General features: G+C 43.4%; 12 protein-coding genes. 5 read left to right on the forward strand and 7 right to left on the reverse strand.

Going from position 1 to position 14,065, the window contains the following annotated elements:
- Positions 1-7 precede the first annotated feature (7 nt).
- On the reverse strand, positions 8-2,143 hold the full coding sequence (locus tag AAEO50_RS17130; RefSeq protein WP_341985533.1) for an ATP-dependent Clp protease ATP-binding subunit: 2,136 nt from the start codon (positions 2,141-2,143) through the stop codon (positions 8-10).
- A 206-nt stretch (positions 2,144-2,349) separates the two neighbouring features.
- Complete coding sequence (locus tag AAEO50_RS17135; RefSeq protein WP_341985534.1) at positions 2,350-4,404, reverse strand: catalase; 2,055 nt, start codon at positions 4,402-4,404, stop codon at positions 2,350-2,352.
- Positions 4,405-4,775: 371 nt separating this feature from the next.
- On the opposite strand from AAEO50_RS17135, the gene AAEO50_RS17140 reads away from it, so the two are divergent.
- The 3 genes from AAEO50_RS17140 to AAEO50_RS17150 all read left to right on the forward strand — a co-directional run bounded on the left by AAEO50_RS17140 (position 4,776) and on the right by AAEO50_RS17150 (position 6,792).
- Positions 4,776-5,180, forward strand: a complete 405-nt coding sequence (locus tag AAEO50_RS17140; RefSeq protein ID WP_341985535.1) for an HIT family protein — start codon at positions 4,776-4,778, stop codon at positions 5,178-5,180.
- 168 nt (positions 5,181-5,348) lie between these two features.
- Positions 5,349-5,984: a DUF4004 family protein gene (locus AAEO50_RS17145; RefSeq protein WP_341985536.1), complete on the forward strand. Its 636-nt coding sequence runs from the start codon at positions 5,349-5,351 to the stop codon at positions 5,982-5,984.
- Between the two features lie 16 nt (positions 5,985-6,000).
- Positions 6,001-6,792: a polymer-forming cytoskeletal protein gene (locus AAEO50_RS17150; protein WP_341985537.1), complete on the forward strand. Its 792-nt coding sequence runs from the start codon at positions 6,001-6,003 to the stop codon at positions 6,790-6,792.
- A gap of 150 nt (positions 6,793-6,942) precedes the next feature.
- Here AAEO50_RS17150 and AAEO50_RS17155 read toward each other — a convergent pair whose 3' ends face one another.
- The 3 genes from AAEO50_RS17155 to AAEO50_RS17165 are packed head-to-tail and all read right to left on the reverse strand — an operon-like array spanning position 6,943 to position 9,408.
- Positions 6,943-8,112, reverse strand: coding sequence for an MGDG synthase family glycosyltransferase (locus AAEO50_RS17155; RefSeq protein ID WP_341985538.1), 1,170 nt, complete (start codon positions 8,110-8,112; stop codon positions 6,943-6,945).
- Positions 8,109-8,711, reverse strand: a complete 603-nt coding sequence (locus tag AAEO50_RS17160; RefSeq protein ID WP_341985539.1) for a DedA family protein — start codon at positions 8,709-8,711, stop codon at positions 8,109-8,111. Before AAEO50_RS17160 ends, AAEO50_RS17155 begins: the two co-directional genes overlap by 4 nt.
- A 16-nt stretch (positions 8,712-8,727) precedes the next feature.
- A complete protein-coding gene (locus tag AAEO50_RS17165; RefSeq protein WP_341985540.1) occupies positions 8,728-9,408 on the reverse strand; it encodes a polysaccharide deacetylase family protein in 681 nt (226 codons plus the stop codon).
- 282 nt (positions 9,409-9,690) lie between these two features.
- On the opposite strand from AAEO50_RS17165, the gene AAEO50_RS17170 reads away from it, so the two are divergent.
- Positions 9,691-10,989 carry an ectonucleotide pyrophosphatase/phosphodiesterase gene (locus tag AAEO50_RS17170; protein WP_341985541.1) on the forward strand — a complete coding sequence of 433 codons (1,299 nt, stop codon included), beginning with the start codon at positions 9,691-9,693 and terminating at the stop codon, positions 10,987-10,989.
- A gap of 36 nt (positions 10,990-11,025) precedes the next feature.
- On the forward strand, positions 11,026-12,303 hold the full coding sequence (locus AAEO50_RS17175) for an MFS transporter (protein WP_341985544.1): 1,278 nt from the start codon (positions 11,026-11,028) through the stop codon (positions 12,301-12,303).
- A 203-nt stretch (positions 12,304-12,506) separates the two neighbouring features.
- On the opposite strand, the gene AAEO50_RS17180 is transcribed toward AAEO50_RS17175, so the two are convergent.
- Entirely contained in the window at positions 12,507-13,142 is a 636-nt protein-coding gene (locus AAEO50_RS17180; protein ID WP_341985542.1) for an FMN-dependent NADH-azoreductase, read from the reverse strand.
- A gap of 427 nt (positions 13,143-13,569) precedes the next feature.
- On the reverse strand, positions 13,570-13,713 hold the full coding sequence (locus AAEO50_RS17185; protein WP_341985543.1) for a hypothetical protein: 144 nt from the start codon (positions 13,711-13,713) through the stop codon (positions 13,570-13,572).
- Between the last annotated feature and the right edge of the window lie 352 nt (positions 13,714-14,065).

Raw genomic sequence — 14,065 nt, forward strand, 5'->3', positions numbered from 1 at the left:
TCACTTTTTATTTCACTACGATTTCTTCGTTGTTAAGAGTAACTGTTATTTCATTCAATTCTTCTTCCTCTAAAAGCAGGTCTGCAATCTTATCTTCTACCTGCTCTTGGATTACACGGCGCAGTGGACGTGCTCCAAATTCAGGATGGTAGCCTAATTCAACCAACTTATTCTTTGCTTCTTCCTCAACTGTCATAGTGATTTTTTGATCGTTAAGCTCGGCTTGCAGATCTGCGAGCATAAGATCAAGGATTTGAAGAAGCTCTTCTTTATCAAGTGACTGGAATTCAATGATGCTGTCAAAGCGGTTCAGGAATTCAGGTTTGAAATAGGCTCCGAGTGATTGCAGGATATTCGTTTCCTTCACTGCATCAGTGCCGCCAGTATCAAAGCCTACGACCGCTTCTTTCTTATCCGTTACGCCTGCGTTACTTGTCATGATAATCACCGTTTCTTTAAAGCTGACCGTCCTGCCCTGACTGTCAGTCAATCGTCCATCTTCAAGAATTTGCAGGAACATATGCTGAACATCTGGATGTGCTTTCTCGATTTCATCCAGCAGTATGATAGAGTATGGATTCCGTCTTACCTTCTCCGTCAGCTGTCCTGACTCTCCGTGCCCGACATATCCGGGAGGTGAACCGATCAGTTTGGATACGGAATGCTTCTCCATATATTCACTCATATCCAAACGCAGCATGCTATCCTTTGAACCGAATAATTCTTCAGCGAGCGTTTTCGTTAATTCTGTTTTACCGACACCAGTCGGTCCCACGAATAAGAACGTACCAATCGGACGGTGCTTCGCTTTCAGGCCTGCACGGCTCCTGCGGATCGCTTTAGCTACCTTTTTCACAGCTTCCGGCTGACCGATTACTTTATTTGAAAGATTGGTCTCCAGCTCTTTCATGCGTTTCTTGTCATCACTTTGAAGCTTCCCGACCGGAATGCCCGTCTTCGCTTCGATGATTGATTTGATAAGCTCCGGCTCTACCACTGATTTTTCCTTTGTATTGCCATTTTGAAGCTGCTTCTCGATTTCTTTTTCCTTGTCACGAAACTTAGCCGCTTCCTCGTATCGTTCTTCCTTTGTTGCATGATCTTTCTGTGCTTTTACCTCATTCAGCTTCTTGTGAAGGGCTGATGTGTCCTTACCTTCTGATTGAAGATTCATTTTGGAACCTGCCTCATCCATTAAATCGATTGCTTTATCCGGTAAGAAACGGTCCTGGATGTAACGGTGGGACAGCTTCACACAAGCCTCGATCGTTTCATCGGCGAATGTTACCCCATGATAGTCTTCATACTTATCACGCAGTCCTTTTAAGATGTCAATTGCTTCTTCAGGAGTTGGTTCATTTACCATCACCGGCTGGAATCGGCGTTCAAGCGCCGCATCTTTTTCGATTTGGCGATACTCTTTCAGCGTTGTCGCACCGATTACCTGTAACTCACCGCGGGCAAGTGCCGGTTTTAAAATGTTTCCTGCATCCATAGAGCCTTCTGCCGACCCTGCACCAACCAACTGATGAATCTCATCAATGAATAACATGACGTTCTGACGATTTTGAAGTTCGCTGATGATTGTCTTCAATCGCTCTTCAAATGATCCGCGGACTCCTGTTCCTGCAGTCAATGAAGCAACGTCCATCACATATACTTCTTTATTTAACAGCTTGGAAGGAACATCTTCTGCTGCGATTTTCAGTGCAAGCCCTTCAGCGATAGCTGTTTTACCGACACCCGGCTCACCAATGAGAACCGGATTGTTTTTATTGCGGCGGTTCAGGATTTCAATGACACGCTCGACTTCTTTATCTCTTCCGATGACAGGATCGATAAGACCTGCTTTGGCAGCATTGGTCACATTGCGTCCGAATTGATCAAGAATCCCATTTCCGCCGTTACCTCCTGTTTTTGTTTCAGGACCATGAGGCTGACCGCCAAATGCTTGAGGCTGTTGACCTCCTTGGTTCATTCCTTTAAATAATTCATCAAATGAAAATCCTCCATTTAGACCAGAAGGCAACTTTGACTGTTGTTGAAAACAAGAAGAGCACATATGCATTCTTGTCTTATGATTGTTGACTCTTTTAAACACTTCAACCGTTGCCTGATTTTGTTGACATACTTGACATTTCATACAGTGTTACCTCCTCATAAGTAGTTAACTATGTTAATAAATTTAGTTATAAGTTTTAAGGTCATAGAACTGCTTTGACTATCTTTGACCTTCTAACTATAGTATAGTTTGACCTATTTTGACTTTCAAGATTTTTGCTTGTGGAATTTTATGTAAAAAAAGAAACTGCCACAATCGGCAGTTTCTTTCAATACTTTCATATATTCCTATACCAGCTCTCGATCCCAGTGGCGGTGCGCGGAAACGGCGTTGATAAATTGTGAGGTGAATGTGTTCATATCTTCACCAGTCACAACTCCCGAGGCGTTGTTGACTCCGATTTCTTCCAATAGGTGTGCTCCCTCATGGGTAGCCCCGATTGGCTTAAAGTGGGCAAAGGCTTCTTTTACAAAATAGACCGTGTCGTCCTTGAATTTCTTATCAATGACCTTGCCGCCTGCCACATATAAGCTGTCAAACAGGACTGAATCACATGTCAGGAAGGTATGATCGACTTCAAGTTCCTTTCCATCCACACCTTTTAACACACCGAGCTTATTGCTTATGATTTCCGGCTTGAGTCCTTCTTCCTTTAAATTATCGATGACGGCGGACACGTCGGCGCCGTCAAATTGGTTGCTTACAATAACCCCTACTTTACGGGTATGAGGTTTTTTGATTGTGTTTTCCTGACTTAGAGCAGGAGAGGATTTGGTTACTTTAGATCCCGGTCCTTCCGGAATCTTGGCCCCGATTGCTTCTGCAAACCCTTTTGCAAGATCCAGATTGACATGTGCGAACATATCTACCACCTGCTGGCGGATCGATTCACTCATGACTTTTCCAAGTTCAAAGCTGAATGCATTGATCATGTGTTCTTTCTCAGGCTCACTCATGCTGTTCCAGAACAGGGTGGCTTGTGAGAAGTGATCCTTGAAGCTTTCACTTCTGGCACGGACCTTGCGCCCTTCCATTTTCTCCTGGTAATGGGTGTATCCGCCTTCCCCTTCACTTGCAGGTGCAGGTGTGTTGTTGGCAAGTGAATTTTTGTGGTAGCTCACCTGACCTTTATTGATGGTATGGCGGCCATATCCGTCACGCTGATTATTATGGAATGGACACACCGGACGGTTGATCGGCAGCTCATGGAAATTAGGACCTCCAAGACGGATAAGCTGAGTATCTGTATAAGAGAATAAACGTCCCTGTAACAGCGGATCATTTGAAAAATCAATTCCAGGTACGACAGAACCAGGATGGAAAGCTGCCTGTTCGGTTTCAGCGAAAACATTATCCACATTCCGGTTCAGTGTCATTTTACCGATGATCTTCACAGGAACTTCTTCTTCTGGCCAAAGTTTTGTCGGATCAAGCACATCAAAGTCAAAGTTGAATTCATCTTCTTCTTTAATCAGCTGAACACCAAGTTCATATTCAGGATAATCCCCGTTTTCAATTGACTCATATAAATCACGGCGGTGGAAATCAGGGTCCTTACCGTTGATTTTTTGCGCTTCATCCCAGACGAGAGAGTGAGTTCCGAGAACCGGTTTCCAGTGGAACTTAACGAAGTGGGCTTTTCCTTCTTCATTGACGAAACGGAAAGTGTGGACCCCGAATCCTTCCATCATGCGCAGGCTGCGCGGTATTGCCCGGTCTGACATGGCCCACATCACCATATGGGCGGACTCCTGGTTATTAGCCACAAAGTCCCAAAACGTATCGTGGGCAGTCGCTGCCTGAGGCATTTCATTGTGAGGCTCCGGCTTGATCGCATGGACAAGATCAGGGAATTTGATGGCATCCTGGATGAAGAAGACCGGAATATTATTCCCCACTAAATCGTAGTTGCCTTCTTCCGTATAGAATTTAGTTGCGAACCCACGGGCGTCACGTACTGTTTCTCCAGACCCCCGATTCCCGGCCACCGTTGAAAAACGGACAAATACAGGGGTTTTCTTGGAAGGATCCTGCAGGAAACCGGCTTTTGTATATTCTTTCATAGAATCGTAGACTTCGAATTCACCATGGGCAGCAAATCCTCGCGCATGGACAATACGCTCAGGAATACGTTCATGATCAAAATGAGTCATCTTTTCGCGGAAATGAAAATCTTCCATCAAAGTAGGTCCGCGTTCTCCCGCTTTTAAGGAAAATTCATCTTCTGACACCTTCAATCCTTGATTGGTTGTAAGATGCTTCCCGCTGTCATCAACTCGATACTGCTCGAGTTGTTCATTCTTACTGCTACCGTTCACATTGTTTTGCTTCTCGTTACCCATACTCTCAACCCTTTCATTTGCTATGTAAATTCTCTGTTGGTTTTCTACCCTTATTCTCTGGATATAAACATAATTTGGAATGCCGGTGTGGGAAGTTCTGATATTCGGGGCGCAGCCGAAAGTGTCGTATTTTGTAGAATCGTCGGTAAAACATGGTTTTTGTCCGCATTTTAAAATAATTGTCCGAAAACTAATTCTTTCGTCTGTATTACTTAAATATTGACCGCTTATCAGAAAATTGGTCCGAAAGCCATTTTTCGATGTGCCCACTGCCAACACCCATTACAAATCACAAATATCCGCTCATCACACGAAAAATCCATGTTATACTTCAAGAAGAAAGAAAATTCCATCAATTAGGAGTGTAATCCGTGAACGAAGAAACCAAATGCCCCTTCTGCCATCCGCATGAAGATCCAGACCAGAACATCCTTTTCGAAAATGAGACATGTTATTTCCTCCAGCACAATCTTCAGCAGGATGTGCTCGAAGGCTGCGGCGTCATCGTGCCCAAGAAACACAAGCAGGATGCCTTCGCGCTGACAAAAAAAGAATGGAACGATACATATGAAATGTTACAAAAAGCAAAAACCTATCTTGATGAAACATTTGAAGCAGACGGTTATACGCTCGGCTGGAATGTAGGAAAAGTATCCAATCAGTTCATCTTTCACAGCCACTTCCATATCATCCCGCGCTATAACGATGAACCCCTTGCCGGAAAAGGAGTCCGCTACTGGTTAAAACAGCCTGAAAATAAACGTCCTGCCAAATAACTTTGAAGGCCCGTCCCTCGTTGCTTTAAAGTAGCGAGGGACGGGCTTTGTCTTTAAGCTTCTGGAAAAATCGGTAAATGCTCTTTACAAACGTAACATTGTTTTGCTATAGTACATATAAAGTAACGTAACAATGTTTTGTTACAGTCGAGTTGAGGTGAGGTTTAATTGGATGGCGATCTTATATCTAAAAAGGAAGTTTTGGAACTGACAGGTATCTCTTACGGTCAGCTCTACCGCTGGAAACGCAAGAATATCATCCCGGAAGATTGGTTTATCAAGAAGTCCAGTTTTACCGGGCAGGAGACCTTCTTTCCAAGAGAAAAAATGCTGCCGAGGATAGCAAAAGTGAAAGAATTGAAAGACACCCACTCCCTTGATGAATTATCCGATTTCTTCTCACCGAATCCGGCGAAGATTGAGGTCACGTTAGATTCATTACGGCTGCAGAGTGTTCTTCACTCAGACACCATTTCGTTCTGCACGCCACTTTTGAAAAATGTGAAAGCAATTGAATTCCCAGACATCCTGAATATGTTCATTCTTGAAAAAGCACGAACACGTTCGATCAGAGAAGAAGATCAAAAGACACTGTTTTCTTTCTTGCATGAAAACTTTGAAGCCTTTAACAGTCCTTCATTTGAACTAATAGGACTGAGGAAACACGAAACGGTCATTTGGATGTTACTTCCGCTCCACTCCACCCTCTTACTTGATCCGACAGCCGAGACGATTGTGAAACTCGATTTACTCCAAATGGTTGAAGAATTAAATATCATTTTGACAAGTGAAATCAATTTTTAATTGGGAGGAATACAAGATGAGTACAGTTGAGAAAAAGGAATTGCATGACTTGAAGATCAGCGGGTCTGGGACGTCGAGAGGCGGTCAGTTCGACACTGTGAAAATCAGCGGAAGCGGAACGATTCAAGGTGATATCGAGTGCAAGGATCTTAAAATCTCAGGTTCCGGAAAAATAAACGGGGACATCACGTCTGAAGAGTTTAAATGCAGCGGGTCTTCGAAAATTACCGGGAGCATCAACGCGAAAGAAATTAGCATCAGTGGAAGCACAAACATTGAAGGTTCGGTCACTGCTGCTGAAATGTCTGTGAGCGGATCTAGCAAAATCACTGAGAATCTTACATGCAAGGAATTCAGTTCAAGCGGATCGACGAAAATCAACGGCAAGCTTCACGGAGGAGAGATTAAATCCCACGGGTCACTCAAAGTGGAGAAAGACTGTGAAGTGGAAACCTTTATCTCAAGAGGATCGGTCACCATTAAAGGTCTTCTCAGTGCCGATAAAGTCGATATTAAAATAAGCCACGAATCCTTCATTAAGGAAATTGGCGGAGAAATTATTGAAGTGAAAAACGAGCATTCTGCGAAACTATTTAAACAGGTCGTAAACTTTTTTATGCAGCGTGATGACCACCTTCGATCCGATTTAATTGAAGGTGATGAAATCTATCTTGAGAACACGAAGGCAAAGCTGGTTAGAGGAAATAATGTAACAATCGGGGAAAATTGTGAAATCGAAACGGTAGAGTACTCCGGTGCGTTTGATGTCAAAGACGGCAGTAAAGTTGGCAAATCTGTGAAAAATTAACTCACTTCGTACTTTTTCAATACTTGCTCACCGACCTCCCCCTGGAATCGAAGCCTTGCAGGTAATCGGGCACCGGTTTTGCAAGAGCCTTATAGAATAAAGCTGATAGTAAGCTAAGGCCCGTCCTGCAGTGCGGGACGGGCCTTTAACTTAATTCAGTATTGTTTTCGAAACGGCTGCTTGTTTGATGGCTCGCTGGACCAATAGGTCTTCTTGATTTATTTTCAGCAGTGTGGACAAGCTCTCATCCACACTGGTTGAGATTGAAGAAAGGTAATGATGGATTCGAACAAGATGGTCATTCAGTTCTCGTTTATCATTAAGAATACTAGTTATGATTTCAATGGGATGATCATTATTTAAAAGGTAAACTAATTGTTTGTCCTTTAAGAATTCCAGGTTGATTTCTTCCTGTCCTGGTAAATAATCCTGTATAAAGATCGGTATTCTTTTGCATAATGCTTCTGTTATCGTAACTCCGCCAGGTTTAGTAATGATAGCATCAACAGAATCGTAGATTGCATTCAGCTCTTTACGATCGTCGATATACATTAACGGTATTATATTTGGCTTATTTGAAAGCATGTCGAACAGTTTTTTATTTTGACCGCAAAGGACTGTGTACGTGAAGTTGTCTGCCATGGAGGGATTCATCATGAATTCATGTAACACGCATAATCCATTGTTCCCGCCTGCAATCAGCAGATGTTTAGGGCCTGATTTACTTTCTGGATGCCTTGCATTTTCATTTTTAAAGATATCTGAAACGGGAACCCCTGTAGCAAAGATTCGATCTCTAGGAATTGAATATTCCTGTACTAATTCCTGCTTCGTTTCATTGCTCGGAACCATGTGGTAATCCATATTCTCTTTATCCCATACTCCATTGATAAAGAAATCTGTGTACACGTTGACCGTTTTAGGGTCGAATGCTGCTGATTTTTTCTTCAGTTTCCCAAGAATCCTTGACGGAAAGGAATGGGTACAGATGATATGAGATGGATTTTCCTCTTGGATTAATTTTTTCAGCTTCATTTCAAAATAAACGGAGAACATCGACAGGCTCTTCAACATTCCCGTGTAATCATCGCTCATCATCAACCGTGAATAAAATTGTTTATAACTTTCAGGAGATGCTTTGATCCACTTCATGTAGAAACCTGATACAGCATTTTCCAGTAATTGATTCGTGAAAGATAGGAAGTCGATGATCTTCACATCTGCATCCGGGTGGGTGTCTTTTATCTTCTGCTGAATTACTTCTGCTACTTTGACATGTCCAGTCGGTACACTGAACATTGACAATAGGATGATTTTCAAATCTTCCCCCTCACTTTCCTTCGCTTCCTTAAATAGCGCACCAATGTAGTCAAGATAAAAATGACAAGCAGGCCGACGCCTAAATAAGGAACATAATTCGGATTAATAGGAAACGAACTTCCTAGTCCCCATCCAAGCAGGATATAGGTGATGGCCCAAAGAAGTGAACCGGCACTTGTAATGACCAGATATTTCGCTAGATTAATTGAGAATATACCAGACAGATAAGGAGCGACCTGTCGGAGCCCCGGCATGAAAAATCCCATGATCAACGTTTTCGATGAATTTTTCTTGAACTGTCCTTCAAATTTCACAATCTTATCTTCTGACATCCCGATCCATTTTCCATATTTATTGATCAGAGGAAAACCGACCAACTTTCCGGCATAATATCCTCCAATCATTCCTGAGTAAGTGCCAAGGAATGAAAACAATACTACCAGCGGCATGGATAATTGACCATGGGCTGCTAAAACTCCGATTAAGAATAACAGCGATTCTTCGGGTGAAGGTATCCCTATGATTCCAAAGAATAAAAAGAGAAAGATGATGAAATAACTGTACTGTTGTATATAATGAATGATTTGTTCACTGCCCATTCCTTGACTCCTTCAATTAAGATGCATCATCCAGGGAAATAAACCGGATGTTTCTGTTCAGCGCATCTTCAATGAATGCATCTAAACATTCTAACATATACCGGGGAGCTTCCTCATCGGCACCAAGCGTTGCCCCGTTGTCATGAAGGACAAAAATGGAACCCCGTGAGTCAGCATTTCTCAAACGATGAAGCAAATGTTCCTTGCACTCCTTCACTTTCCAATCCTTAAAAATATGAGACCACATGACAATACGGTAATGCTTGCTTAAGAACAACGAGAAGAGATTAAGATGCCCCCACGGTGGACGGTATAAACGCGTCTCTTCACCAGTCAGCCGCTTCAATACTTCACTAGTCCTCTCCAATTGCTTCTTTAATCCCAGCGGACTCAAGAACCAGCTTGATACATGCCGATAATGATGCAAACCCAGTGAATGGCCTTCCGCCTGTATCCTTTTAATTACTTCTTTATTCTTTTCTGCATTTTCGCCAACAACAAAGAAGGTTGCCTTGACTCCGTGCCTTTTCAGTAAATCCAATAGTTCAAGCGTATAGACGGGATGCGGCCCGTCGTCGAATGTCAGTGCGATGGTATGATCATGCGGGACCCTTCTGATGACCTTCACATTCATCCACCTGATGACGATTGTACTTAATATGGAATATATTCCAAAAATGCCTATGATTAAGATCAAAAAACCGATCAATTTATTTTTACACTCCCAAAACCTGATTTCTTAGCCCTATGTCATTCTATAATGCTTTATTGATAGTATCAATCTTCCTTACCCTTTTTCTAGAGGCTGTAATCCTCGATCCAATGCGAATCTTTTTCCAAATCTAACGATCGCCAACCTTATCCTTATCTTGTCCGACATTTGTTCTTCTCTCTCTAAAGAAAGCATATTTTTATTCTGAATGTTCTGTTATATTAATAGGTATATAGTACAAACTTATCAAGCATGATGGAGGACTTTATGACCCGTCTTACCGATCACCTGATTGTCATTTCATTTGACTGCTTATCATCACAGGATCATTCCATACTAAAGGATCTCCCCCACTTCAAGGAACTGCTGTCAAGAGGCTCCCTCTGTAAAAATGTCGAAACGATTTATCCATCTGTCACCTATCCATGTCATGCCACCATCGTGACAGGAAATTTCCCGAACCGGCATGGAATCGTTAATAATACCTTCATTCAGCCTGGAAGGGTGTCACCCGACTGGTACTGGCATCGAAGCCATGTAAAAGGCACGACTCTGTATGATGAGGCGAAGAAAGCCGGTTTGACGACTGCCGCTCTCTTATGGCCGGTTACAGCGAAAGCGGATATCGATTACAACATGCCTGAGATTTTTGCTAATCGCCCTTGGCATAACCAAATCGCTGTTTCCCTCTTTAACGGAACACCCCTTTATCAATTAAGGTTGAACTCCCGCTTCGGTCATATCAGAAAGGGGCTTAACCAGCCTGAACTTGATGATTTCGTGCTGGAGTCTACGGTTGCGACAATTAAAGAGAAGAAGCCTCATTTACTGCTTGTTCACTTTACAGACCTTGATACCCAGAGGCATTATCATGGTTTTTCATCTGAGGAAGCACATGCTGCCATCCGCCGTCATGACGATAGGCTCGGTAAAATCATCGGGGCTCTGAAGGAATCCGGGATATATGAAAAATCTGCTGTCGTTGCACTGGGTGATCACAGTGCACTCGATGAATCCAAAGCAGTCCAATTAAATGTCGTATTCAAAGAAAAAGGCTTCATTTCCCTGGATCAGAGGGGCAGGGTTAAAGACTGGAAAGCATATTGTAAAGGCTGTGACGGTTCTGCGTACGTATATGTAAAAGATTCGTCTGTCAAAAAAGATGTTGAAAAACTTCTCTATGACCTGTATGAAAAATCCTCTAACGGGATTCAACAGATCTATACTGGAGAAGAAGCTGGAGCAATGGGAGCCGATCATACATGTACCTTCATGCTCGAAGCGGAGCTCGGCTATTACTTTAAAGACAAGATTGACGGTGATTTCATCCATACAATCACCCCTGAAGATGTAAAAGAAAAACAGTATACTTGGGGCTCCCACGGCTACTCTCCCAAGAAAGAAAAATATTCCACAATTTTCATGGCATCCGGAAAAGGGATTGTCCCCCACAAAGAGATTGAATCCATGCACCTTGTGGATGAAGGCCCTACATTCGCCAGACTTCTGGGACTCGACTTGGGGATAACAGACGGGAAAGCACTCCAAGAGCTCATAGATGAATAGATTTTTACAAAGCAATACGTTCCCGGGGAGGAATAAATAATGAAGCGATTTTCCAAGGAAGAAAGCAGCTGGATTTTTTATGACTGGGCTAATTCTGCTTATTCAATCATTATTTCAACAGCAGTTTTTCCTCTGTTTTATAAAGCTGCAGCGACGAATGCGGGTGTCAGTCCAGCTGATTCTACTGCATATTTAGGTTACACCGTTGCAATTGCAACCTTTATTCTGGCTATGCTAAGTCCGATTTTGGGTACGATTGCGGATTATCAGGGCTATAAAAAGAAATTTTTCACTTTCTTCTTTGCACTGGGGGTCATCTTTACGGCGGTACTTGCTTTTGTTCCCAGTGATCAATGGCTTCTGCTTCTCATTTTCTATACTGTGGCAGCCATCGGTTCGGCAGGATCGAATGTTTTCTACGATGCTTTCCTGACCGATGTCACCACAGAAGAGCGAATGAACAAAGTATCATCGAGAGGATTCGGTTTCGGATATATCGGGAGCACGATCCCTTTCATCATCAGTATCGCAATCATAGTGCTGTCGCAAAACGGGATCCTGCCGCTTTCGACGACCGTTGCAAGTAAAATCGCATTCTTGATCACCGCTGTCTGGTGGGGGCTGTTTTCAATTCCGCTTATTAAAAATGTTCATCAGCGTTATTTTATCGAAAGGGAGCCGAAGCCCGTGGTGAAAAGTTTCAGGCGTTTAGGGAAAACGCTTAAGGAAATCAGACAGTACCGTGCTCTTTTCTTATTTCTTCTCGCCTACTTCTTCTATATCGATGGCGTCGGGACGATTATCACGATGTCGACCGCTTATGGTACGGATCTTGGCATTACAGCCACCAACCTGTTGATTATCTTATTCGTCACCCAGGTGGTTGCAGGCCCATTCGCGATTCTTTACGGCCGCCTTGCAGAGCGATTTACTGGTAAGAAAATGCTTTATGTCGGTATCAGCATTTATATTATTGTTTGCATTTATGCCTACTTCCTTGAAACAACCTTGGATTTCTGGATTCTCGCGATGCTCGTCGCTTCTTCGCAGGGCGGGATTCAGGCACTCAGCCGGGCTTATTTTGCCAAATTGATCCCTAAGAAGAATTCAAATGAGTTTTTCGGGTTTTATAATATTTTTGGTAAATTCGCCTCCATCCTGGGACCGCTCCTTGTCGGGGTGACTGCACAAGTTACGGGGGATTCCAGCAGCGGGGTCTTCAGTCTGGTCATTCTCTTCATCATCGGACTGGTCATCCTTGCATTTGTACCTGAACCAAAAGCCGGTGAAGTGAGCAAACCAACCATTGTATAAGAAAAGCGGAAGCACCTTGTTCAGCCCCGACAAACGCTCTTGGGCCGACCAGTGAAGTCGCTCTTTGACTTCAGTGGGCGGACCGAAACGTCTCGAGGGGCTAGGCGCTGGAGCTGGACCATTTTCCTTGTAGGTTTTATACTTTCTTATAATTTAATAAAAGCGCCTGTTCCCTCCAGTTCGAGGATCCAGGCGCTTTTCAATTAGAAAGTATGTGCCAAATCCTTTGCACGGGCAATTCCGTCTGCTTTGATTGCATCCGCTTTATCGGGCATGGCTGCATGCCCTTCCACAAATAATCCCTGAAATGACGGAACTCCAAAAAACTGCATGATAATATCCAGATAACGGTGTCCCATTTCCATCGCGGCAGCGGGGCCTTCTGAGTAAACTCCCCCTCGCGCCTGGATGTGAAGAGCTTTTTTATCCGTTAAAAGTCCGACAGGCCCCTCGGCTGTATACTTGAAGCTTTTCCCCGCAACCGCAACAGAATCAATGTATGCCTTCATAAGGGGAGGGAAAGAGAAATTCCAAAGAGGAGTAACAAATACATATTTATCCCCATTAATAAATTGATCCGAAAGCTCATTTAAACGCTGTACTTTCTGCTTTTCATCTGCAGACAACTCTTCAAATCCCTTTCCCGACTGCAGCTTCCCCCAGCCGCTGAACACATCGGCATCGATATGAGGGATATGCTCCTTATATAAGTCGATATGTACAACTTCATGATCCGGGTTTACCTCTTTATATGTGTCAATGAAAGCTTTCGCTGCGGCCATGCTGTAGGACACTGTGTCATCATGTGGATGAGCGGTGATGTATAATACTTTTGTCATATTGAACCCTTCCTTATCATCTATTTTTTCGTCTTATTCATTGTGTGAAAAAATTGATATTCTATTCGCGGAAGCTTTTTGACCTGGGTGATTTCTGTTTTAATCACCGCTGTTGATTTCCGTGCAAGACTTCGCTTTCCGCGGGTGAACCGTGAGCCTCCTCAGCTTCGCTTCCGCGGTCTCACTTGTCCCGCTGCAGGGCTTAGAGGCACATGTCATAAGCCAAAACGACCAAGAAGGCAAAGACCGCCTTCCAGGCCGATTCGTCTTATGCCACCCGCCTCTGAACAAAGCCCTTTCGCTTTTCTTATTGGCCACTTCTCCCGCAGGAGTCTTCGTCTTGCACTCCAATCAACAGCTGGAGCCAATCAAATAATCATAAGAAAACAAAAAAAGATGCTGCCATCTCTGACAACACCCACTCTTCCTACTTATCCTCTGCAACCGCTTGGTATGGGTTGCCTGCGATATTTTTTCTCATCTCTTCAGTCAATTCGAATGGTTCATTTTCAGTTGGTGCACCGCTTGCCATTTGGTTGCTTCCATCGTAGTGAAATGGTTTATTTTCCATCACTCAACACCCCCCCCGTTAAATTATGTATAATGTCCCCCGGTCCCCTGAAATTATTCGGCTGTAACATAAGTGCGCATCTTAAAACCCTAAATCAGAAAAAAGACTTTATTACTATAATACAGATACATATATAATTCTTTACTCCTATATAAAAATCCTCTAAATTTTATCTAATTTAGGTTTTTTAATCACCGCTGTTGATTTCCGTGCAAGACTTCGCATTCCGCGGGTAGCCCGTGAGACTCCTCGGCTTCGCCTGCGGGAAGAAAAGCGGAGGGGCTTTGCTCAGAGGCGGGTGGCATAAGGCGAATCGGCCACGAAGGCGTTCTTTGCCTTCTTGGTCGGTTTG

The organism is Rossellomorea oryzaecorticis (assembly GCF_038405515.1).
GTDB lineage: Bacteria > Bacillota > Bacilli > Bacillales > Bacillaceae_B > Rossellomorea > Rossellomorea oryzaecorticis_A.

What these genes read in the sequence shown, in the direction of transcription:
- AAEO50_RS17130 (WP_341985533.1), bottom strand. Translation starts at nt 2,143, where the DNA reads ATGAAATGTCAAGTATGTCAACAAAATCAGGCAACGGTTGAAGTGTTT.
- AAEO50_RS17135 (WP_341985534.1), bottom strand. Translation starts at nt 4,404, where the DNA reads ATGGGTAACGAGAAGCAAAACAATGTGAACGGTAGCAGTAAGAATGAA.
- AAEO50_RS17150 (WP_341985537.1), top strand. Translation starts at nt 6,001, where the DNA reads ATGAGTACAGTTGAGAAAAAGGAATTGCATGACTTGAAGATCAGCGGG.
- AAEO50_RS17160 (WP_341985539.1), bottom strand. Translation starts at nt 8,711, where the DNA reads ATGGGCAGTGAACAAATCATTCATTATATACAACAGTACAGTTATTTC.
- AAEO50_RS17170 (WP_341985541.1), top strand. Translation starts at nt 9,691, where the DNA reads ATGACCCGTCTTACCGATCACCTGATTGTCATTTCATTTGACTGCTTA.
- AAEO50_RS17180 (WP_341985542.1), bottom strand. Translation starts at nt 13,142, where the DNA reads ATGACAAAAGTATTATACATCACCGCTCATCCACATGATGACACAGTG.
- AAEO50_RS17185 (WP_341985543.1), bottom strand. Translation starts at nt 13,713, where the DNA reads ATGGAAAATAAACCATTTCACTACGATGGAAGCAACCAAATGGCAAGC.